This window comes from Paenibacillus lutrae (assembly GCF_009757775.1).
GTDB classification, from domain to species: domain Bacteria; phylum Bacillota; class Bacilli; order Paenibacillales; family NBRC-103111; genus Paenibacillus_F; species Paenibacillus_F lutrae.
In genome coordinates this window covers 141,707-161,653 of the sequence record NZ_RHLK01000011.1, presented here as the reverse complement: position 1 = coordinate 161,653, position 19,947 = coordinate 141,707, and the positions used below count along the sequence as shown (strand labels likewise).

Here is a 19,947-nt window from a genome sequence, read left to right as displayed (position 1 = left end):
GAATTCATTTATTTTTACAACGAAGACCGGGCACAACGTAAACTAAACAAGCTGACTCCGGTTGAGTACCGAAGCCAGCTTGTTGCCTGAGGCTTTTTCTGATGTCCACTAAAAGGGGTCTTGACCAGCACGCCGCAAGGGAGTTTTTTTGCTTGCTTATGCCCGGGTTCCCGGAGTCGGAGTTCTCATCGTCGTTGCAGCGTCAATAGCCGGCCGCTTCGCCCACCCGGCGGACAATTCGGCTCCTATCCGGGTTCGGACAATCGGCATCCTATAATGACAAACTATCGACAGGCACGTCAAACAGGTTCTTCATCACAAAGCCGACCGCAAGCGCCGTCTCATCCGGAGAAGCGGCTAATTGCTTGAGCTCCACATTCCTGCATGTTTCCGGAATATCCGTCTTAAGAGTATCACGGAGCCTTGGCATCAGCTGCTCACTAAGCGCTTCCGTAACCCTTCCTGTCAGCAGTACCTGATCGGGGTTGAGAATAGTAATCAGATTCGACACCGTCACTCCGATTGCGGTCATAATCCGTTCTCTTAGTTCCAATGCCTCCGGTCTGCCTTCCCGTAACCTTTGCAAGAATTCCTCGAATGTCTGGCCGGTATTCCCTTGAAGCCCGCTGATCGAAGCCAGCGTAGTCAGGCATCCCGTTCCTCCGCAGAAGCACCGGTGAGCGCCCGGTCCGAAGAAAGCCTTATAGTGCCCGACTTCTCCCGCTACGAACGAAGCTCCCGCAACCAGCTTATTGTCCGATATAATCGCGCCCCCGATGCCGTAGTCAAACTTGATTGTCAGATTGTCTCTGGAGCCGCTTAAGACGCCGTTCACGTTCTCCTTCAGCGAGAGAAGGTTCACATCATTCTCAATGAAGATGGGAATGCCGTATTTATCTTCCATCCGCTCTTTCACAGGTATTCGTACCCACCGGAGTCCCGGAGAACGGAGAACAACCCCATGCCTGGAGTCCACAAGACCCTGGACGCTCAGCCCCACACCCTTCAAGGTGCTCCGGTCCGGAACGTGCTGAAGAAGATCATCCATACAGGCGTAGATAATATCCAGCAGATGCTGCTCGCTCTCATATTTGGTTACCTCGCGCTCAAAACTGCCGAGCCGGTTAAAGCCAAAGTCCAGGAGAGAACCGCGCACATACTTGCCCGCGACCACAATACCGATTCCGTGCAGGTGAGAGCCTTTGATCGTTAAGGGGACGGGTTTGCGGCCTCCGGTGCTGGACACCGGCTCCCCCTCCTGCACGAGCTTTTCTTCCAGTAGACGATTCACTATATTGGTTACGGTCTGCTGCGTCAGACCCGTTTTCTCCGCTAATTCAACCCGCGAGATCGGTCCTTCCGTAAAGATCAGATGGACCACCTTTTGCTGGTTAATCGATTTTAAAAGCTGGTGACTGCCGAATTTTTCGAGTTGCATCAATAACCTCCCCCCTTCTTATTTTAAATTATAAATGACTCGCTCCCTTACGCATACGGCCTTCTATCTTTTACCCATCATCTCCCGCTTCTCCATCTGCGCCACCTTCTTAAGCCAGGGCAGTGTCAGCCGGAAAGCCTTAATTTCCTGCCAGGTCATTCCCCACTGATACAGCACAAACAAAGGGCGTCTGCTCGCATAGAACATCGCTTTCATCCCCAGGGAATCCGTAATATATTTCATCCGTCTGATGTGAAAAGAATTAGAGACCACCAGGCACGTGCTCAGGCCTTCCTCTGCCATCATGATGCCGCAGTTCACCATATTCTGAACGGTATTGCGGGATAATGTCTCCAGGCGGATTCTGCTTTCCGGCATCCCGTTCCGAGCCAGGTACCGCTTCATGATCTCAGCTTCACTAAGGACCGAAGCTACCGCACCGCCCGACAAAATAACGGTATGGTAGCTGTGCTTTTCGAACAAATAAAGTGCCGTATCCAGACGATCCTTCAGAAGCGGATGCAGAGAATCCCCTTCGCATTTGAAGCCCAGCACAATGAGCGCATCCGCATCCCGGCCGGACATTCTCGAAGAATGCATCCAGATAAAGTAGGCCAGGTATAAACCGGCCGCCGCCATAACCGCCCACACCAAGATAAGCATATTCTCATCCTATTCTACCTATATATTAAGCTTTGCGGAAATCACCGGGACATTCTGGGCAGGCTGACAAATTGTATTGTCCAGGAATTCTCTCCTGCATTACGGTAAAACGCCTGCCCAATCAGGTGATCGAACGCGCATCCCCGCGCTGATACGTACCCGTCTTGTCAGGTGTCAGCGGCTGCGGCTCCAAGCCAAAAACATACCGCTGAATCGCCCGTGCCACCCCGTCCTGCTCATTGGTATCCGTGACAGCATCCGCCGCACGTTTGAGCTCCTCCTCCGCGTTGCCCATCGCTACGCCCCAGCCGGCAGCCTGAATCATCAACATATCATTATGGTGATCCCCGATTGCCATCACTTCGTGCATACCTATTCCAAGCAGCTCGCATACCTTGCGTACCCCATACTCTTTGCTCACTCCCTGACGGGTAACTTCCATATTAATATCCGCAGAGCGGGTAATCTCCAGATTGCCGCATGCAGCCGCATCTTCACGCAGCTTGGCAATTGTAGGCAGATCGTCATGCCGGATCCCGAATTTGAGCCAGTCGCGCTCGAACATCTCTTCTGTCCATTCCCGGGCACCGGTCAAGCTCTCTACACTGTACCCCCAGAACCATGCTCCCGCATCGACCGCAAGCTTATGCAGATTGCGGATTTCCTGACGGGACAAATAATGACGCTCCCACAGCTGGCCCGGGCCTTTCCAGATTTCCGCCCCATTGAGCATGACCATCGGAACCTCCAGCTGCAGGTCATCCCAATAGATGCTTGCCGTCTGCATCCCCCGCCCTGTCGAGAAAATAACCGTGACACCCGCTTCCATTGCGCGTTTAATCCAGTACCGGGTTTCATCACTAATACGTTTGTCTTCGGTCAGAGTCGTACCGTCTAAATCCAGGGCCACTAATTTGTATGACGTCATTATGCCAATCTCCTATCTTTGAAAAAAAGTATGTAACAAGCTGTTCCTGATAAAAATATGCATCCGCCAAAACTTAAACAAACTTAATCAAAACAAATGATTAAGTTTATCTTATAAGACCCTTTCTAATTAAGCAATGTTTTTCTGGGTATACTGGCAAGACACATATTTTTCTAACCTTCCCTTGGCTCCTCTTCTATTTTCCTGTAAAATAAAAACATTGATTACGTATAACCAAGAGCTTCGAACCCCTCGGACGCTTGCTTCCGCAGGGATTTTTTTGTTGTAACGGAAGGAGAACATCATGTTTCAGCTCAAAGAAAGATCAACGAATGTTAAAACAGAGATACTGGCGGGACTAACCACTTTTCTCACACTGGCTTACATTATTATCGTGAACCCCAAAATTTTGTCCGACGCCGGGGTTCCGTTCGAGCAGGGCTTTACCGCCACGATTGTGGCAACAGTCGTCGGTACGCTTTTCATGGCGCTTCTGGCCAACTACCCGATCGTCATTGCTCCCGCTATGGGACTCAATGCTTATTTCACTTACTCGGTGATCGTAAATCACCAGCTGCCTCTTAGCGTAGGCTTCTCGACTGTTTTCATAACAGGCCTGCTGTTCCTTCTGCTGTCCCTGACCAAATTCCGCTCCAAGCTCATTGAAGCGATTCCGAATAATCTGAAGCATGCCATAGCGGCAGGGATCGGCTTATTCATCGCTTTTATCGGACTCCGGCTCTCGGGCATCGTCACGGATCACCCGACTAATCTGGTCACCCTCGGGGATTTCAGTTCTCCGGGCGTCGCCCTTACCCTCATCGGGATAGCGGTCACGATTGCGCTCATGGCGCTGAATATCAACGGTGCGCTCTTCATCGGTATGGTGATTACCGGTATTATCGCTTATGCGACCGGGCAGCTGCAGTTTAACGGAGGAATCGTATCCGTCCCTCATTTGCCGGAAGGCCTGGTCGCCGTGAATCCGATTCAATCCATTCAAGATATTGTCGAATATGGATTGTACGGGGTGGTGTTCTCCTTCTTATTCGTGATGCTGTTCGACACGACCGGCACTTTGCTGGCGATCACCCGCCAGGCCGGACTGCTGAAGGACGGCAAGCTCGAACGCGCCGGACGGGCTTTCACCGCCGACTCGGTAGGCACCATCGCCGGGGCGATGACGGGCACGAGTCCGACGGCGGCGACTGTCGAGTCTTCCGCCGGCGTAGGCGCGGGCGGCAAGACCGGCTTGACGGCACTGACGGTCGTCGTGCTGTTCGCGGCCGCATCCTTCTTCGGCCCGCTGATCAATACGCTCGCCGGGGTGTCCGCGATTACAGCGCCGAGCCTGATCATTGTCGGCTGCCTGATGATCCGCAGCATCTCCGAGATCGAGTGGAACGACTTCGAAGAAGCGTTCCCCTCCTTCCTGATCATCGTCGGCATGCCGCTCACATCCAGCATTGCGAACGGGATCGCACTGGGCTTCATCGCCTATCCCGTGATGAAGATCGCCAAGCGCAAGTTCCGTGAGGTGCATCCGCTTGTGTATGTGTTCGCGGTGCTGTTCCTGCTTCAGCTTATTTTTATAGCTTAACTTGACAAGATCAATTGGATGGAGCTCGTTCATTCATGCCCCTCTCTTACGTCCATACAAGCAAAAGCTGCTCCTGTCTGTACAAGGAGCAGCTTTTTTGGTTTTGGATGCAGGGACTATCCCCGCTCGTTAATTATTGGCCCCGTGAATTTTTAACTCGGGAAATGATTTCCCAAGTTAAAAATGAACCACCCGCGACATTAAAAGGGCCAACAAAGATAGCGGGAAACAGGCAGCACGACTTCAGCGCAGTTCGCCTGAAGGAACGAGTCATTCCGCTACAAACCGCCACGGCAGATCAACAGCTTTGCTGATACCGATTCTCGGCGTGGCCCTAATGAGGCCCGTGTCCAGTTTGCCTCTCTCCAAAGACAATGCCCTGTCCGGATTCAGGAGCAGATCATGCCCGTTCAGCTCCAAACCGATGCCCAGACCCTGAGCCAATTTCCCCGGTCCGCTTAACAAATTCCGTTCCGGCACATTGCCCCTGTTAGCACGGATAAGGTCCACTCCTTCCAGCGGCCTGGCCCCGCGCAGCAGTACAGCCCCTACTCCGCCGGGTTCATGAGCCACTACGTTGATGCACCGGTGTATGCCATAAATCAGGTAGACATAGAGCATTCCTGCTTCACCGAACATCAGCTTATTACGCGGCGTTACGGCCCGGCAGGCATGACTGGCGGCGTCTTCCGCTCCTTTGTAAGCTTCCGTTTCTGTAAGGACTACACGGATAAGCCCATTCTTGGTCTCTCTGACCAGTTGACAGCCTATTAATTCCCGGGCCACCAGCACCGGATCCCGCTCTAAAAATGCTTTATCCATCGTTCTTCCCCCTGTCGGCAACATCCCTCTTCACATACCTTACCCAAAATTTTAACGACCGCTATGAAAAAAGTCGGCAGGGCTTCCGGCAGCAGCCCGGTTAAACGGCTGTATCCTTCTTTTCACGCCACTTCTTTTCACGCAAGAAAAGCGGTCCAAATGTCCCGTTTACCAACCTCTGCTGCCGTGCATATAGATACATTACAAGCAGGAACCGGAGGAGAGGGCGCACAATGCGAGCAAAGAAACCCGGCACGAAAACATGCCGCCCGCTTCGCGTGATGAAAGCAAGAGCCACTCTGTTTGTTACCTTCTCGGATGGAATTAAGCGGTCGTTCCGAAACCGGGACCAAGATCCCTCATACGGAAAAATCCGTATCCCGTCATCCCGCAGCGTATCCTACACGAACTTATTCGTTAATGGGGTTCTGCAGCCCTCCAGCGTATACAAGGTTAGCTTGGGGAAGCTCACACTCCTCCAGCCAGGAGATTCCCGAGAAAGGCGTTCCGATTATCCTCCAATTCGTTTCAATATTGGGTGGCAACTGCCGCTGCCGCTGCCGCAAGTTTAGAAGACCACGACATTCCCGCTCAAGGTGCATACAGTAAAGTAAACAAGCCAAAGAGGTGATCGCGTATGCCCCCGTCCTTAATTAAACTCTTCGTTACCGCAAGCAGTGTAGTAGCCGGAACCGTGACAACTGTCACGACGACAACTGTAGATGACAATGTAAGAAGATATCATGCCGTTGTAACGCTTGGAATGATCGATGGCACAGCAGGCACTACAACAATCCCGGATACCAGCTTCCTCGACGATTCGGGTACAGCGGTAGCAGCCGGAGCCCTGCCTGTCCTGCCTGTCCTGCCCGCCGGAGGTTATTACAGTCTGTATATAAACGGCGTTCTGCAAGAAGGCGATCTATCTGCGCTTTCGACTACCGAACTGGTCATCGCTTCCGCCGCGCTCCTGCCGGGGACGCCTGTCATTATCGAAACCCACGACTACTCCGGCACGATCTCCGCTTCCGCATCTACTCCTGCTTTGACGGTTACCACGACTATGAACACGTAAGAGGGGATTGGAGTGTGCTGCGCCGTATTCCGGTGGATTCAGCTTCTTCGTTCGAGCATATGTAATATGTAATATATTCTTCAACCTGCCGACAACCTGCGTGTATGCGAGGAGAGAAATCCAATTGCCCGGAAACAGACAGTAAGTTAGCAGCGGAGTCGGATAACTCTTGACGTGAAATCGAAAAATTAACTATTCATTGCAATAAAAGAGCAGCCCGATTATAAAAACGATCTGCTCCTCTCCAGTTTTATTTATTTTTGGCGTATAGAAAATTATAATAGGCCGCGTGTTTAACATCTGCTCAAAAAATAAAGCCTCCGATTCCACTTTGACAGTGGTTTTGGAGGCATCTACCTTTTTTCTCGGGTAACTCTTCCGAATACAAATATTCTGAGCTTTTCCTTTTATAAATCCAAGAAATATGTTTCCACAATCTAAGCCGATTCTATTTAGGTTGAAGTGGGAAAACTTCGATAACTTGCTGAAACGAAGTAGGGAATGCTTTGTTCATTTCATTTATAGACATCATATCGGTTAACATAGATTTCCCTCTATTATTCAACAATAAGAGAAACTGTCTAGAATTTTCATGGGTTTTATTAAATATTTCTGGTGGAAAGGTCAGATTAGTTTCTCGTCCTTCGTACATCTGAATGTTTCTTTTAACTACCTCAATTTCAAAATTTTCGTTTAGTAGTAGTAAATCTGATACCGTAGAGTATGGAGTTGCTGATATCTTTAAAGAATAAGATTTTGTATTAGACAACATCATCTGATTTTTATCTAAGACTAATTTAGTAGGATTACCATCATCTCCAATCCACGTAAGTGTAGGCACTGGCGTAATCCCTTCTTGAGAAACAAGTTTATCATTTATTCCTGATTGTTTACGTATTTCATCCTTACTAATAGTTGGACTATTTGTGTTTTGAATATAATAACGAACAAGTCCTAAATTTCCACCAGAGTAGTATTCTCCATGCTCATCTTTTTTGATTGGAAATACAATTAAATCTTCTTCTTTATCAGGATTCCATTTTATTTCTACTGGGATTTTTGTTGTTGAGTTAGCGGCAAAGTTAATACGCAAAGAGTTGTTCCATTTATCATCATTTTTAACTCTGAGTGGAGCAACTTCGTATCCCTGGATTGCCACAAGAATTATCTCGTTCGCATCATCAATCGTATCAATAGTATACTCACCGGAAATAATATCTTTTTTATCTTTATTTATATAATATCTAAAATAATCATCGTCTCGTAATTCATACTTGACTTCCATATTAGGGTCTAATCGAAGCCGTTGTGCGAAACTAAAAGCGGAGCTACTAAATGAAGCTGTGTTTGAAAGTAATACGTGTTCATTTTCTAAGACATTGATCTCGTTTAACGTAACATTTCTGACTTGGCTATTCATTTTATCTCCATTAAAAAAATAATATTTAATAGCTAATGCAAATATACAAATAAATAATACTATTAGGACTATTTTCTTCACACTATAATATTCTCTCCCTGAAAGAAATAATAGATGGGAATTTAAATCCCCATCTTACGAAATTTATTTTTTAATATACTGTTACAGATTCAGAAGTTTTTAATTCATACAGGGTAAAGTCATATACACAAGAGTGGTAAGTAATACCACGATATGAACCACTAACTACTGTATTGTCAACTAGAGTAGTAGATCCTGTTGTTGATGATGCAGTTCCGTATGCAATTGCCGTATTCTTTGGACCAGTGTTTAGTAAACCAGCAGAGAAATTACCTTCAAACCAGATAGATGCAGTTGCAGAAGTGGTTACTGATATTTTTTTTCCTTTAGTGCTTCCGCTGGTCATAACATGTTTTATACTGGAAATATAATCGGTGTCAGTCGTTCCTGAAGCAACGTTAATAAAAGCAAGTGAAGAAGGGGATACCTCATTCTCATTACTTCCACTTGGTGCACTTGGCGCGTTAATTGTTCCAGTTTTAGGCGCTTTTTCGTAAGTGATTTCTGGAGAATAACTTGTAATGATTTTAAGATTTTCCTCAATAGCTTTATCTTCTTTTGAATTCGCATATACAGATCCTGGAATAGATAGGGCAGTTACTACGCTAGCAATCGAAACTATTTTCAATAATTTCTGCTTCAAACTCTAATCACTCCTTATGGATTATTGGTAAAATCTACTAAATATTTTCGTTATAGCCTAATATGTTTTTAAAAGTCAAATTATGCCATATTGTATAACCAGAGCATATTTCTATAAAATCGCGGCCTTTTTTATATTTCTGGATTCCTATTCCCTAAAGGCCTATTACGTGAACGCATGCCTTATAGTGCCCGAGAGGTCTTTGTCCATTTTATTCCAAACATGTCATCTTTGCCGGAAGTGTAAATCCGGAACCCTTAGTCCGCTTTATCATATGATGTAGAACATAACTATGAAATTAAGGGTGGGCACATATGAGCGACGATGACGGCAAGTATCTGATCAATTTAATCATTTTGTTTGTGATTGCTTTCGGATTCATTGCGGGGATTGGGACGGATGGCGAAGGCGGTGACAGTGAAACCGTTATAGTTTGATATGGATGGTGACGACCCATGATAAAAAAAGGGAATGGGAATGGCAGCGGCAACGGCAATGGTAACGGCAATGGTAAAAAAGGCAAAAAGAAAGCCTCGTCCGCCCAGCTCACCCCCCAGCAAATCGCGGTCGTCGTCGGACTGCTGACGAATGCTCTCGAAGTCCTTTCGGTCTTAATCGACAAAGACCAGAACATTCAAATTGTCCTGCAGGGCTCCATCCGTAAGAAAACCAAGGCGGACCGGCTTGCCGAGGAGCTTGATGAGGTCAGTGTCGGGGACCTGATCGAAGCATTTATACGCAAATAAATCCGGTCACTCCAGTCACAAGCTACGGACCGGACTCGTCCGCCTTGAGGACATGCAGACGGGAATGTCTCCGCACTTCCCGGCAGCCGTCTTCAGAGCATGCGAAACCGCTCCAACTGCTCCCACAACCCCTCTTTCCGCAAAATTTCTACCTGCTTAGGACCAATCAGGTCAAAATGCGGGAAAGGTGAACGGTTATGGATGTAGCGCGGACTTAAGCCGTTCTCTATGCACCAATTGGACAAGCGGTCCAGATCTGCACAACCTACCTTCGTAACGGTAGTCACACCCGGAAATCTGGGCTCCAGCCAGTAGTGAGTCAAGTAAGCAATTTCTCCCCGGGAGACCGCTTCTTTCCACAGCTGCAATTCTTCTCTCTTGATGCCGAAGGCCATCTGCTGTCCGTCCTCCTTTTAGGCGCGTTATATCTATAAGATTAGTTTATTATAACGCCGAAAAGCCGCCTGGCAAAAAGGCGGCCGCTCTATGTTAGCATCCGGCAGGGAGTGAAGAGGACTGCCCCTCCAGAATCCGGGACAGAAGGAAGGTTTCTGCTTAGACCTGTGATGGACAACTCTCCTTCAGATCCCCCCTCTGTCACCTTGTTTCCTGCGGCCCTTCGCCGATTTCATAATTCCCATGACAGCCGCCGACACGAAAATAAGCCAGCTCAGATGGACTCCCACATAATCTGCGGTCATATACATTTCATCCATTATAATTCCTCCCGAATTTGTATGATGATTTCATCGTCTATGTTGTCAGTGATCAGTGAAGAAACTATCTTCTGTCATACACCCGACTGGGATTTCCTTATTCCTTTTTTCCAGATTACAAAGACTCCTGAAGCAAGAATCGCAACAATGAGAGCGGTTTTTATCTCGGTCCTGGCCAGCAGTGCAGTTAAGCTTTCCCCCCACAACACGCCAAGTCCGAATACAAGTAACGTCCACACAAGAGCGCCTGAATATGCGTATACCGCAAATTTCTTATATGGCTTGCCTGCGGCACCCATAAATACCGGCAGTAAATAGCGGACGATCGGGATAAACGTGCTGACGCACAGCGCCGCGCTCCCGTACTTGTCCAGCAAGCTTTCGGCCGTTGAATAGTAGCCGCTGAACCGCTCATTGCGGCGCAGTCTTCTAAGCAAAGGCGGTCCGAAATATTTGCCCAATCCGTATCCGGCCGTCAATGCAACCAGCAGACCGGATAACGTGCTGCTATATACAAGCCACGGATTCAGCAGTCCGCTGTCTCCAATCATACCTGCAGTCATCACCGTTACTTCGTTCGGTACAGGAATGCCGAAAGGCCCCAGCGCCAAAGCCAGGAAAAAGATGAAATAACCGTACTGATCCACAAGTTGAAGGATGGTGTCATTCATCGCCCTCGCCTCCTTTATCTATATATGTACCTTTTCAACCCTTATCCTAATCTAAAAATCTTACTAACTCCGGTCGGTAATTCTGAAGAAAATCTTAAGAAACGGAATTCTTACGATTAAGCGTCCACAATTACCCCCGAATTGTTCCTTGCATTTCCTCGATTGGAAGCAAAAAACAAGCCGACCCCCGTCCGGTCCGGCTTGCCTGTCTATAGCTGCAGCTTTTCTTTTAAGGAGATAATCAGTTTCCTTCATCGTTCTTTTATCTGCACAACTTAACGCTGGTACATCGCCGACCGGCACGGCCGATCCACAGGTCCGAAGCCAGCCAAACGAGCGGTTGGTGAGCGGATCGCCCGGCCTTCATCAAGACCCTTATTCGCGGCCGGCTGTATCTATTCGAACTGTTTTCTCAGTTGTTCAACAAATGTTTTGGCTATCCGCGAAAAGTGCCTCCCCTCCGATCGTACCCAGCCCAAGTAGACCGGCTGATTAACTGCAAACTCCAGTTCAGCCGTCATAATTTCCATATCTGCATAATAGGAAGGATCTCCCCTGAACGAGTAATCCATTCCGACGGTTACCGCGTTATGATCTCGAACCGCTTTACGGATCGCATCCGTATTATTGGTCGTGAATAACACGTCCACCGGACCATATTCAGCAGCGAACTTGTTCATGAACCACTGGACATACTCATCGTCGTACAGAACAACCGGCTGGCTGCGGAGTTCGGCGGGAGTCACCCTTTGGCGGATGGCCAGCGGAGATCGGCTGCTCATCCCCACCACCATTTTCCCTTTTAACAGCCGTTCGAAAGAAAGGCCCTCACTTGTCTCCAGCAAGCTTTCAAATAAAATAACAAAACCGAGATCCAGCCTATGATGACGGATGTCATCCAGAATTTCCTGTGAACCTTTCTCTGCGATTTCCATCTGCACCAAGGGGTAATCCTTCTTGAAGCCTGCTACCGCATCGACCAGCAAGGACATCGGACCGGGAATCGCGCCCATCCGAAGCTCGCCGCTCAGTGTATCGGCCCAGCCTCTCGCCGCTTCCTTAAGCTCGTCCCGTTTGCTAAGCACTTCAAACGCTATGCGGATAATCTCCTTGCCTTGGGCAGTCGGAACCGCTCCCTGTCTCGAACGCTTGAATAGAACAACGCCCAGTTCATTCTCCAAGTGAGTAATGGACTGGCTGACGGCCGACAAAGACACATGAAGATTGCGGGCCGCATTTGTAATGGAACCCGTCTTGGCCACTTCCACTATATATTCCAGCTGCTCCAGGTGCATGCTGTCACCATCCTCTTTCCTTAATTACAGCTTAAGTATAGCTCACCATGTTTAAATAGTGCCTTATGAATAAAAAAGATACAATACATACAAGATGATAAAGAAACGGAGTGAATTCATATGAGATTTCAAGATAAAGTCGCCATCGTTACGGGCGGAGCCAGCGGAATCGGGGAAGCGACGGTCCGTCTGTTCGCACAGGAAGGCGCGAAAGTCGTCATCGCGGACTTTTCGGACCGCGGACAAACTGTGGCCGATGAACTTCAAGCAGCCGGCAGCGATGCCCTGTTCGTCAAAACCGACGTGACCAAAGAAGAGGACGTTAAACATATGGTGGCCGAAACGGTCAAACAATATGGCAAACTGGATATTCTGTTTGCAAATGCCGGTATTGCCAAAGACGGTCCTGCCGATCAGTTGAGCTGGGAAGCCTGGCAGAAAACGATCGACATTAACCTGTCGGGCGTATTCCTCAGCGACAAATATGCGCTGGAGCAAATGCTTGCCCAGGGTACCGGAGGCGCTATCGTCAACTGCGGCTCCATCCACAGCCATGTCGGCAAAGCGGGCGTAACCGCCTACGCTTCCGCCAAGGGCGGCGTCAAGCTGCTGACGCAGACGCTCGGCATCGATTATGCTCAGCGCGGCATCCGCGTGAACGCAGTGTGCCCGGGCTACATCGACACACCGCTGATCGCCGGGCGGACCGAAGCCATTACGAACCATCTGACCGCCCTGCATCCGATGGGACGACTGGGCAGACCGGAAGAAGTGGCGAAAGCCGTGCTCTTCCTCGCCAGCGACGATGCTTCCTTCGTCACCGGCACGACTCTGCTGGTAGACGGCGGCTATACGGCTCAGTAAGCGGACGGCTGATTTCATGGGACTCATGATTGCTTCCATGAAGCTTAAATCCCGTAAGATGAACCTCAAACCACCTTAACGGGCAGCATAGTCGATTAGGGTGGTTTCCTTTTTCAACATTAATAGTGCAAATAAGAATGAGCCCCAATCTTCTACCCGATTAAAAGATCTGCGGGTTAAAGAAAGTGCGCACAATAAAAGACATCCACACCGAAAGTGCGGACGCCTTTTGTACATAAACATATACATAGTTAGAATTGACTGGTTAGATTGATTAGTTTTGTCTGGTTGGATTGATTAGTTTAGTCTGGTTGGATTGATTAGTTGGATGAGAGGACAGGCTTCTTCATTATCTTCTGCCTGAACTCAGTTCATATTCATTCTGATGGAGCTCCTTAATCATGCTTCGGAGGAAACTGCTTTCCTGCATGCCGAGCCCTTTTTGATTTTCTTTGAGGATCATTTCTCCGATGGTGCGTTTTAGAATCTCACTGCGTCTTCCCAACATTTCAGCATACGTCAAAACGATTCAACTCCCGGTTGTTTTAGTTTCATTTTGCTCTCTTATAAGTATAGGGAAAGATCGCTTTTATGGAAAACGCGCTGATAATGGCTCACTCCAGCTGAGCCGGGGTGAGCCGGGGTGAGGGGAAGTCAGCGGCTGGCGTTCAAAAACATCCTGCCAAATCCTCCGGTATCCTATAGAAAATGGTAATAATAGCTTGTATGGAGCACGGGCAATCTGGTTATTGGACATAATGAGGCTTTCTTGCGTTTTCTTGTGAAGTCTTGTCCTTATGCTTCCTCTTGCTCGTCCATAAACGGTTTATTCACATAATGATACATGACGCCCATGAAAATAGACCCGCCGATCAGATTGCCTAAAGTAACCGGAATCAGATTATGAACAACCCCGCCCCAGGAGATCGTCTCCGGATGATCGACCACCAGCGCGATTGCAAAAGTACACATGTTTGCGATGCTGTGCTCATAACCGGAGATGAAGAAGCAGAAGACGAACAGCATCATCGCGAACAGCTTCGCTCCGTCCCCTTTAAGAGACATAGGAATGAAGAATGCCAGACATACCAGCCAGTTACATAGAATGGCCCGGAAGAACAGCTCCATCGAAGGGGCGTTCATCTTTTTCTCCGCCACACTGAGCAAGAACGCATTGACCTCGTGTTCTCGGAACAAGCCGGTCGCAAGAATAAGCAGCGCGAAAGCTCCAGCCCCGAGAATGTTGCCGCCGTAGCTTGTCAGCCACAAGCGGATGACCTCCGGCCAACGGAGCTTTTTGCGCAGCGCCGCGAACGTGTAATAGAACGTATTGCCCGTGAAGAGATCCCCGCCGCCGTAAGAGATTAGAATAATTGCGGCACCGAAGGTCAGCGCAGCCATCGGGTAAGTGAACGGCGAATGTTCCAGATAGAAGAAGCTTCCTGTCTTGAAAGCCACAATGACACCAAAACCGATAAACATACTTGCCAGCGCTGAACGGGACAAGTAACGCAATTTGCTCTGCCTGAAAATTTTCATCTTCTTCAAAGCCAGCTTCTCTACCTGCAGCAGCGGCTGTACTTCCATGCTCCGATCTACCACCCTCCCGGCGGACAATCCGCCCGTACCTTGTTTTTATTTTCCATTACCAAGTAGCTTACAATGATTTGAGCTTTTTTTAAAGGACAGAGATCATTGAATTTAAGATAGCCGGTCTATCCATACATATTTAAGAACCCAACTGGTATTCATGAACATATAAAAAAGGACTTCCCACATGGGAAAGTCCTGCTACCCTTTGAGCAGCTCTCTACACTTTAAACTTGCTCAGCTCTTCACGCAGCTGCTTCATCATACTGTCCAGCGAGTGCATCGATTCCTTCATCTCTTCCATCGCACCCAGCTGTTCCTGCGTAGCGGCAGCCACCTTATCCGAATCCTGCGACGTATGCTTGGCAATCCCCTGCATTTCTTCCAGAGACGCCGAGACTTCCTGGGCACCTGCGGACATTTCTTCGGAAGCTGCAGACACTTCTTGGATGTTGGCGGCCACATGACGGGATGAGCGGAGAATATGACTGAACTTATCGCGCACTTCCTCGATCAGCTTCAATCCTTCCTGCACATTCCGGTTGCCGTCAGACATGGCTTCAACGACGCGGTCGGTCTGGCTGCGGATATCGCTGAGCAGATCCGAGATTTTACCCGCGGAATATTTGGACGCCTCGGCCAGTTTCTTCACCTCTCCGGCCACCACTGCAAATCCGCGTCCGTGCTCACCGGCACGGGCCGCTTCAATTGAAGCGTTCAGCGAGAGCAGGTTGATCTGCCCGGCCAGTTCCGTAATCGTATCCACGATACCGGAGATTTCGCCGGAGCGCTCGTGCCACTGCTCCGCTGCATGCAGCGCATTCGAGGTGCCGCTGCTGATCTCGCCCATCTGGTGGACGGTATGCTCGACGACCTCCGCTCCTTCTTCCGCTTCGCGTGCCGCTTCAGTAGCCGATTCGGCTACCATCGCAGACGTTTCGGCGATCCGCACGATACCGCGCGACATCTCGTTCATCGAGATGGCCATCTCTTCCGAAGCGTATGCCTGGGACTGCGCGCCTACCGCAATTCCGGCGATAGCCTTGTTCGTCAGGCGGCTGGAGTCTGCCGCGCTGTCGATCCGCTGCCCAAGCTCGCTTCCCAGTTGAATAACCTCGTTCGAAGATTTCGAGACCCCTTCGATCAGATGCTTCAAGTGACCGACCGTCAGATTGAAATCTTGTGAAAGCGTAGCGATTTCATCATTCCCCGCAACCTCGACGGAGTTGGACAGGTTTCCTTCCGCCACGAGTTTTACCGCCTTATTAAGGCGAACAATAGGCTGTATGAGCCTGGTCGCGAACAAATAAATCAATCCGCTGGCAATCAGCAGAGTAACGACCGATACCAGCACAAGGATAACCGACAGCCGGTCAACCGGCGCAAACAGTTCTGCAGTAGGAGCCGTGATGAAGATCCCCCAATTCAACCCCGTAGGGGCGTAGGAGACATACTTCATCTCTCCGTCTAATTTGTACTCAGCCGTGCCGCTTTCGCCGGCTGTAATTTTGCTGAACGCCTGCTGCAGCTCCGGAACGTCGACGTCCTTCAGGTTGGATTTCAGAATCATCTCGTTATCGGGATGCCATAGGAACATGCCGCTCTTAGTGACCAGATAAGCGTAACCGCTTTCGCCGAATTTCTCCTCGGACACATACCGCTGGATTTCGTTAATCTGAATCGTTGCACCTGCATAGCCGGTTTGAGTTGTGCCCTTCATGATCGGAACAATCAAGGTCACCACGTTATTCCCCGTCCTTATGGAAACATTGGGCTCGGAAACGACTATTTTGCCGGTCGCTTTGCCCGCTTCCTGGTAATGCGGACGGTCGCTGAGGTCCTTGGATTCCCCTTGGAAACTGATTACCTTTTTGCCGCTCAAATCATGAGAAAAGAAGAACGTCTCAAATTCGGGATACTGCTCTTGAGCCTGTTGAATCGTCTTCAAATCCTGATTGTAATTCGAGTCTTTGGAGAGAAGCTTGGTAACGGTCTCCGCAATAGCGATTTTGCTCTCAAAGAACTTATCCAGCTTCATAGCCAGCTGCTTCGACTGCAAAGCCGATTCCTCGTCCAGGGAATTCGTCAACATGGCGGAAGCCGTTAAATAACTTGCCGCATACACAGTGCCTAAACTAATGACAAGAATAAGGCACATAAGCACAATCAATTTCTTTTTCAAACTGTCGAAAAACATCAGACCCTTCATACACCGTTCCCTCTCCTGATCCGTTCTGTCATACTGTCTGCTTTATGGTAACAAGCAAGCTCTAGGCTGGCTGACCACGCAGATGGTTGTTTCCGCTTTGTAGGTTTTTCCAAACTTGTCCATTAGGTCCCTTAATTTATATCGGCTTTTTACGGTACTTCTTTATGCCTAATTTCGACATTTCACGATAAATATTGTTGTTATTTGTTGAATCATGGTGTTTTAGATTAAATCATTAGCGATAAAGATCTAAATCTATACATATAAAAAAGCCATTTCCAGTTTTAATTAAATAATTGGAAACGGCTCTAAGTCATAGGCTAACCTATTTATAGCTATTCACTTGATTCCCCTTTAGCATCCTGAAAAAAATCACCGATCCGTTCCGAGGTCGTCGCCGTCACAGGATCGAAGTCTCCAGAGTCCTCGCTTAACTTAGATCCCCTTTCACATAATCCAGACTCAAACCATGGAAAGGAAATGCTTCTGTCCCGCTCAATTTCTTATCGTCCACGTATACAACCTTATCTTTTCGCAAAAGAATCGGCTTATCATTCAGCTCCAGGACACAGTTTCCATCCATGCTTACCGACATGACCACTACGACCTCGTTCTCCGGCCTTGCTGGATGCCCCGTTCAATCGGACTATTAGAGCAGCCAAGGCATAAAATGATAGTTTAATATTACCATCTCATCAATGTCCTGGGTAATAATTAAATGCCTGAATATGATATTTGTTTAGGATTATTCTTCAGCGTTTAAAGAGTAGTGCATGATTTGGAAAAATAAACCACAAAATATTACCTCATTTATTTTTACATTTTATATTAAAAAAAGAATTACTTTACAAATTTATGGAACTTGTATACACTTTTCTTGTAATAAAAAAACTATAAAGGATGTGTATCGATTGAAGAAAATGAATGTTACCGTTGCCTCCAGTCTTGCTCTACTATCCCTTGTAGTCTCATTAAACCCGATTACAGCTGCGTCTGGCGGCAAGGACCTGGAAGGCGATATTGCTGCCGGAATTGCAGGAAGCGAGCGACAGCTCATGCTGGATGTTATGAAGAACATTCCTGAAGAAGAGCGGGAAAATGTTATTTATATTGACGATAACGGACAAGTATATGCTAATAAACCTGAGTTAAAAGACGTATTCGTCAAAACAGACCCGTCTGCCGATCATACAGTAACGGTCAACGGCGGAGAGAAGTTCACCCTATTAAACGAATCTACTAAAGTCAGGCAACAGGCAGCTCCATCCGCTATCACTCCACTTGCGGGCTATGCTTGCGGAAATGCGGGCGGTCCGTACAGACGCGTATTCTCACAACCCGGTTATTCGTGGTGGTCAGGCAAAGTTTATCTCCCTTCTAGCACCAATAATGAAGTATACGTAAATAACACGAATTCCAATGATACTCCGTATATTTACACCGGCGGGCATGCCAGCAACGGGGCCTCTGAAGTCGATGCCGGTTTCCAGTACAGCAAGACTTATAACAACTGGGCGCATTCTATATTTACCGGCGGCCAATATTACCACAACACTTCGTTCCGGTTTAAGGCTGGTCAGACTTTGACTTTTAAATATTATGTACCTGCCGACGGGCAGGTCGCACTTTATGCAGCCGGGGTCCGCTATGATAACAATGCGGCGGACAATTACACCGTTGTAACGAATGCCGCAGGCTGGAAAAAAAGCGGAGCAGGAAATGAGATCAAAAGAATAACGGCCATTGCGAGCAACGATCCGCAGCCTTACGATACCGGCTCGTACTTGAACAATGTTAAATGGTCCGCCTCCATGATCGGTACCAGCTCTACGAGCAATCATCAATGGCTTGCAGCGGATACAGGCGGATACTGTTCATATCCGAATTCCACGCAAGTAAGCACAAGCTTTGTCAACGCAGGTGAAGAAACCGTCAATATCAAGATGAACTGATACTTGTTCTTGTATGAAAAGTAAAGTAAAGCTGTCTTCTTTTTAGACAGCTTTATTTTTATTTAACACACCCGTTGAGCCCATATATATTAAGGGTCTACCTGCTCTCTACCCTCGGTCTTTCTGGTCTAATTTGGAATTAATCGGTTAATTATCGGGTGATAAGTTTAATAATAATTGGTTCGATAACCAAAATTTATAGCAACGGAGGGAAATTATAATGTTAAAAAGACTAGGCAAAAAGTCGATGATCGCGGTAACTTGTACGGGACTGATGTTCTCCTCTCTTTCACTCGCAGGCTCAGCATCCGCATCGGAAACATGCGGAGGGTATTTAACAAACATGACGGACCCGCTCGCTATTAAAATGGAAAACGGACAGAAAGTGATCTGGGATAATGTCGATCCGGATCTGATAAAAAAAAGAGACACCTATGTCAATTTAATCAAACAGAAGAACTGGACCATTACTTTTAATTCCGCCTACCGGCCTTTTCAATACCAGCGTCACTTGTATGAGATTGTAGAAAATGCATCGAAATCAACCTGTGTCGCCAACGAGAAGGCGGCTCACGGCCTCGGCTCTGTCGTAGCCAAACCGAGCAGCACCGCGCCGCATACGCGGGGAATCGCCTTCGATGCGACCGTCCGGGACGCTGCCGGGAATGCGCTTAACGGCAAAACTTTCGTTAACAGCCAGCTTAAGACTGTCGCGCAGCAAGCCGGACTCAGCCTCCCGCTTCCCACTACGGACGGCGTGCATCACGTACTGGCAAGCGGTGGTGGCGGCGGCGAAGAGCCGGACGACGGTGTCCTCAAGGTAGGCGATTCCGGCGAGCAGGTGAGATCCATGCAGCAGCAGCTGAATAAAGTCGGCTACACGCTGGGTGCGGACGGAATCTTCGGAAGCGGCACTGAAACCATCGTCAAGCAGTTCCAATCCGCACACGGATTGACGGCGGACGGGATTGTCGGACCGGCGACATCCGACAAGCTGGACGCGCTTGCGACCACAACGGCTGTTCTGCGTAACGGAAGCTCCGGAGATGCAGTGAAGGTACTCCAGCGTCTGCTGACGAAGAAGGGTTATAGTGTCACAGCCGACGGTGCCTTCGGCAGCGGTACAGAGACAGCCGTGAAGAAGTTCCAGACAGCCAATTCGCTGACTTCCGACGGGATTGTCGGCTCTGCAACCTGGAGTAAGCTGAGATCTTAATAGAATCCATCGGCCCCA

Annotated in this window: 23 protein-coding genes; 9 read left to right on the top strand and 14 right to left on the bottom strand. The window is 48.5% G+C overall.

Going from position 1 to position 19,947, the window contains the following annotated elements; genetic code table 11:
- Positions 1-6 precede the first annotated feature (6 nt).
- On the top strand, positions 7-90 hold the full coding sequence (locus EDM21_RS17790; RefSeq protein WP_338043979.1) for an IS3 family transposase: 84 nt from the start codon (positions 7-9) through the stop codon (positions 88-90).
- Between the two features lie 181 nt (positions 91-271).
- Here the strand turns inward: EDM21_RS17790 and EDM21_RS17785 are convergent, their stop codons facing one another.
- The 3 genes from EDM21_RS17785 to EDM21_RS17775 all read right to left on the bottom strand — a co-directional run bounded on the left by EDM21_RS17785 (position 272) and on the right by EDM21_RS17775 (position 3,029).
- Positions 272-1,438 (bottom strand): ROK family transcriptional regulator, encoded by a 1,167-nt coding sequence (locus EDM21_RS17785; RefSeq protein ID WP_157337688.1) that lies wholly within the window; start codon positions 1,436-1,438, stop codon positions 272-274.
- A gap of 63 nt (positions 1,439-1,501) precedes the next feature.
- Positions 1,502-2,101 carry a YdcF family protein gene (locus EDM21_RS17780; RefSeq protein WP_157337673.1) on the bottom strand — a complete coding sequence of 200 codons (600 nt, stop codon included), beginning with the start codon at positions 2,099-2,101 and terminating at the stop codon, positions 1,502-1,504.
- Between the two features lie 121 nt (positions 2,102-2,222).
- Complete coding sequence (locus tag EDM21_RS17775) at positions 2,223-3,029, bottom strand: Cof-type HAD-IIB family hydrolase (RefSeq protein WP_157337671.1); 807 nt, start codon at positions 3,027-3,029, stop codon at positions 2,223-2,225.
- A gap of 304 nt (positions 3,030-3,333) precedes the next feature.
- Here EDM21_RS17775 and EDM21_RS17770 point away from each other — a divergent pair, with 304 nt between their 5' ends.
- Positions 3,334-4,629 carry an NCS2 family permease gene (locus tag EDM21_RS17770; RefSeq protein ID WP_157337669.1) on the top strand — a complete coding sequence of 432 codons (1,296 nt, stop codon included), beginning with the start codon at positions 3,334-3,336 and terminating at the stop codon, positions 4,627-4,629.
- Positions 4,630-4,899: 270 nt separating this feature from the next.
- On the opposite strand, the gene EDM21_RS17765 is transcribed toward EDM21_RS17770, so the two are convergent.
- Positions 4,900-5,451, bottom strand: coding sequence for a DNA-3-methyladenine glycosylase (locus EDM21_RS17765; protein ID WP_157337667.1), 552 nt, complete (start codon positions 5,449-5,451; stop codon positions 4,900-4,902).
- A gap of 233 nt (positions 5,452-5,684) precedes the next feature.
- Between EDM21_RS17765 and EDM21_RS17760 the strand changes: the two genes are divergently transcribed.
- Together EDM21_RS17760 and EDM21_RS17755 are read left to right on the top strand one after the other, a co-directional pair.
- Complete coding sequence (locus EDM21_RS17760; RefSeq protein ID WP_235918254.1) at positions 5,685-6,023, top strand: DUF4183 domain-containing protein; 339 nt, start codon at positions 5,685-5,687, stop codon at positions 6,021-6,023.
- Positions 6,024-6,088: 65 nt separating this feature from the next.
- Positions 6,089-6,526, top strand: a complete 438-nt coding sequence (locus EDM21_RS17755; protein WP_157337665.1) for a DUF4183 domain-containing protein — start codon at positions 6,089-6,091, stop codon at positions 6,524-6,526.
- A 448-nt stretch (positions 6,527-6,974) separates the two neighbouring features.
- Here the strand turns inward: EDM21_RS17755 and EDM21_RS17750 are convergent, their stop codons facing one another.
- The gene (locus tag EDM21_RS17750) at positions 6,975-8,027 is read right to left on the bottom strand and encodes a hypothetical protein (RefSeq protein WP_157337663.1); all 1,053 of its coding nucleotides are present in this window, start codon (positions 8,025-8,027) and stop codon (positions 6,975-6,977) included.
- 70 nt (positions 8,028-8,097) lie between these two features.
- On the bottom strand, positions 8,098-8,670 hold the full coding sequence (locus EDM21_RS17745; protein ID WP_157337661.1) for a hypothetical protein: 573 nt from the start codon (positions 8,668-8,670) through the stop codon (positions 8,098-8,100).
- Between the two features lie 314 nt (positions 8,671-8,984).
- Here EDM21_RS17745 and EDM21_RS25275 point away from each other — a divergent pair, with 314 nt between their 5' ends.
- Together EDM21_RS25275 and EDM21_RS17740 are read left to right on the top strand one after the other, a co-directional pair.
- Positions 8,985-9,107 (top strand): hypothetical protein, encoded by a 123-nt coding sequence (locus EDM21_RS25275; RefSeq protein ID WP_268893093.1) that lies wholly within the window; start codon positions 8,985-8,987, stop codon positions 9,105-9,107.
- Between the two features lie 18 nt (positions 9,108-9,125).
- Positions 9,126-9,416 carry a hypothetical protein gene (locus EDM21_RS17740; protein WP_157337659.1) on the top strand — a complete coding sequence of 97 codons (291 nt, stop codon included), beginning with the start codon at positions 9,126-9,128 and terminating at the stop codon, positions 9,414-9,416.
- A gap of 92 nt (positions 9,417-9,508) precedes the next feature.
- Here EDM21_RS17740 and EDM21_RS17735 read toward each other — a convergent pair whose 3' ends face one another.
- The 4 genes from EDM21_RS17735 to EDM21_RS17725 all read right to left on the bottom strand — a co-directional run bounded on the left by EDM21_RS17735 (position 9,509) and on the right by EDM21_RS17725 (position 12,098).
- Positions 9,509-9,811, bottom strand: coding sequence for a hypothetical protein (locus EDM21_RS17735; RefSeq protein WP_157337657.1), 303 nt, complete (start codon positions 9,809-9,811; stop codon positions 9,509-9,511).
- A gap of 186 nt (positions 9,812-9,997) precedes the next feature.
- Positions 9,998-10,132 (bottom strand): hypothetical protein, encoded by a 135-nt coding sequence (locus EDM21_RS25270; protein WP_268893092.1) that lies wholly within the window; start codon positions 10,130-10,132, stop codon positions 9,998-10,000.
- A gap of 74 nt (positions 10,133-10,206) precedes the next feature.
- Positions 10,207-10,803: a DedA family protein gene (locus EDM21_RS17730; protein ID WP_157337655.1), complete on the bottom strand. Its 597-nt coding sequence runs from the start codon at positions 10,801-10,803 to the stop codon at positions 10,207-10,209.
- 395 nt (positions 10,804-11,198) lie between these two features.
- Positions 11,199-12,098: a LysR family transcriptional regulator gene (locus tag EDM21_RS17725; protein WP_157337654.1), complete on the bottom strand. Its 900-nt coding sequence runs from the start codon at positions 12,096-12,098 to the stop codon at positions 11,199-11,201.
- A gap of 120 nt (positions 12,099-12,218) precedes the next feature.
- Between EDM21_RS17725 and EDM21_RS17720 the strand changes: the two genes are divergently transcribed.
- Positions 12,219-12,962 carry an SDR family NAD(P)-dependent oxidoreductase gene (locus EDM21_RS17720; RefSeq protein WP_157337652.1) on the top strand — a complete coding sequence of 248 codons (744 nt, stop codon included), beginning with the start codon at positions 12,219-12,221 and terminating at the stop codon, positions 12,960-12,962.
- A gap of 349 nt (positions 12,963-13,311) precedes the next feature.
- Here the strand turns inward: EDM21_RS17720 and EDM21_RS24645 are convergent, their stop codons facing one another.
- The 4 genes from EDM21_RS24645 to EDM21_RS17705 form a co-directional block, all read right to left on the bottom strand.
- On the bottom strand, positions 13,312-13,485 hold the full coding sequence (locus EDM21_RS24645; protein ID WP_166542077.1) for a hypothetical protein: 174 nt from the start codon (positions 13,483-13,485) through the stop codon (positions 13,312-13,314).
- Between the two features lie 272 nt (positions 13,486-13,757).
- Positions 13,758-14,549 carry a formate/nitrite transporter family protein gene (locus tag EDM21_RS17715; protein WP_157337650.1) on the bottom strand — a complete coding sequence of 264 codons (792 nt, stop codon included), beginning with the start codon at positions 14,547-14,549 and terminating at the stop codon, positions 13,758-13,760.
- Between the two features lie 223 nt (positions 14,550-14,772).
- On the bottom strand, positions 14,773-16,761 hold the full coding sequence (locus EDM21_RS17710) for a methyl-accepting chemotaxis protein (RefSeq protein WP_235918253.1): 1,989 nt from the start codon (positions 16,759-16,761) through the stop codon (positions 14,773-14,775).
- Between the two features lie 430 nt (positions 16,762-17,191).
- Entirely contained in the window at positions 17,192-17,356 is a 165-nt protein-coding gene (locus EDM21_RS17705; protein ID WP_157337648.1) for a hypothetical protein, read from the bottom strand.
- A gap of 325 nt (positions 17,357-17,681) precedes the next feature.
- Here EDM21_RS17705 and EDM21_RS17700 point away from each other — a divergent pair, with 325 nt between their 5' ends.
- Both EDM21_RS17700 and EDM21_RS17695 read left to right on the top strand, forming a co-directional pair.
- Entirely contained in the window at positions 17,682-18,713 is a 1,032-nt protein-coding gene (locus EDM21_RS17700) for a YrpD family protein (protein WP_235918262.1), read from the top strand.
- Between the two features lie 220 nt (positions 18,714-18,933).
- A complete protein-coding gene (locus tag EDM21_RS17695; RefSeq protein ID WP_157337644.1) occupies positions 18,934-19,929 on the top strand; it encodes a peptidoglycan-binding protein in 996 nt (331 codons plus the stop codon).
- Positions 19,930-19,947: the final 18 nt, after the last annotated feature.

What these genes read in the sequence shown, in the direction of transcription:
- EDM21_RS17755 (WP_157337665.1), top strand. Translation starts at nt 6,089, where the DNA reads ATGCCCCCGTCCTTAATTAAACTCTTCGTTACCGCAAGCAGTGTAGTA.
- EDM21_RS17720 (WP_157337652.1), top strand. Translation starts at nt 12,219, where the DNA reads ATGAGATTTCAAGATAAAGTCGCCATCGTTACGGGCGGAGCCAGCGGA.
- EDM21_RS17700 (WP_235918262.1), top strand. Translation starts at nt 17,682, where the DNA reads ATGAATGTTACCGTTGCCTCCAGTCTTGCTCTACTATCCCTTGTAGTC.
- EDM21_RS17735 (WP_157337657.1), bottom strand. Translation starts at nt 9,811, where the DNA reads ATGGCCTTCGGCATCAAGAGAGAAGAATTGCAGCTGTGGAAAGAAGCG.
- EDM21_RS17785 (WP_157337688.1), bottom strand. Translation starts at nt 1,438, where the DNA reads ATGCAACTCGAAAAATTCGGCAGTCACCAGCTTTTAAAATCGATTAAC.
- EDM21_RS17705 (WP_157337648.1), bottom strand. Translation starts at nt 17,356, where the DNA reads ATGTCGGTAAGCATGGATGGAAACTGTGTCCTGGAGCTGAATGATAAG.
- EDM21_RS17715 (WP_157337650.1), bottom strand. Translation starts at nt 14,549, where the DNA reads ATGGAAGTACAGCCGCTGCTGCAGGTAGAGAAGCTGGCTTTGAAGAAG.
- EDM21_RS17740 (WP_157337659.1), top strand. Translation starts at nt 9,126, where the DNA reads ATGATAAAAAAAGGGAATGGGAATGGCAGCGGCAACGGCAATGGTAAC.
- EDM21_RS17770 (WP_157337669.1), top strand. Translation starts at nt 3,334, where the DNA reads ATGTTTCAGCTCAAAGAAAGATCAACGAATGTTAAAACAGAGATACTG.
- EDM21_RS17695 (WP_157337644.1), top strand. Translation starts at nt 18,934, where the DNA reads ATGTTAAAAAGACTAGGCAAAAAGTCGATGATCGCGGTAACTTGTACG.
- EDM21_RS25275 (WP_268893093.1), top strand. Translation starts at nt 8,985, where the DNA reads ATGAGCGACGATGACGGCAAGTATCTGATCAATTTAATCATTTTGTTT.
- EDM21_RS17730 (WP_157337655.1), bottom strand. Translation starts at nt 10,803, where the DNA reads ATGAATGACACCATCCTTCAACTTGTGGATCAGTACGGTTATTTCATC.
- EDM21_RS17765 (WP_157337667.1), bottom strand. Translation starts at nt 5,451, where the DNA reads ATGGATAAAGCATTTTTAGAGCGGGATCCGGTGCTGGTGGCCCGGGAA.
- EDM21_RS17775 (WP_157337671.1), bottom strand. Translation starts at nt 3,029, where the DNA reads ATGACGTCATACAAATTAGTGGCCCTGGATTTAGACGGTACGACTCTG.
- EDM21_RS25270 (WP_268893092.1), bottom strand. Translation starts at nt 10,132, where the DNA reads ATGGATGAAATGTATATGACCGCAGATTATGTGGGAGTCCATCTGAGC.
- EDM21_RS17760 (WP_235918254.1), top strand. Translation starts at nt 5,685, where the DNA reads ATGCGAGCAAAGAAACCCGGCACGAAAACATGCCGCCCGCTTCGCGTG.
- EDM21_RS17725 (WP_157337654.1), bottom strand. Translation starts at nt 12,098, where the DNA reads ATGCACCTGGAGCAGCTGGAATATATAGTGGAAGTGGCCAAGACGGGT.
- EDM21_RS17710 (WP_235918253.1), bottom strand. Translation starts at nt 16,761, where the DNA reads ATGAAGGGTCTGATGTTTTTCGACAGTTTGAAAAAGAAATTGATTGTG.
- EDM21_RS17780 (WP_157337673.1), bottom strand. Translation starts at nt 2,101, where the DNA reads ATGCTTATCTTGGTGTGGGCGGTTATGGCGGCGGCCGGTTTATACCTG.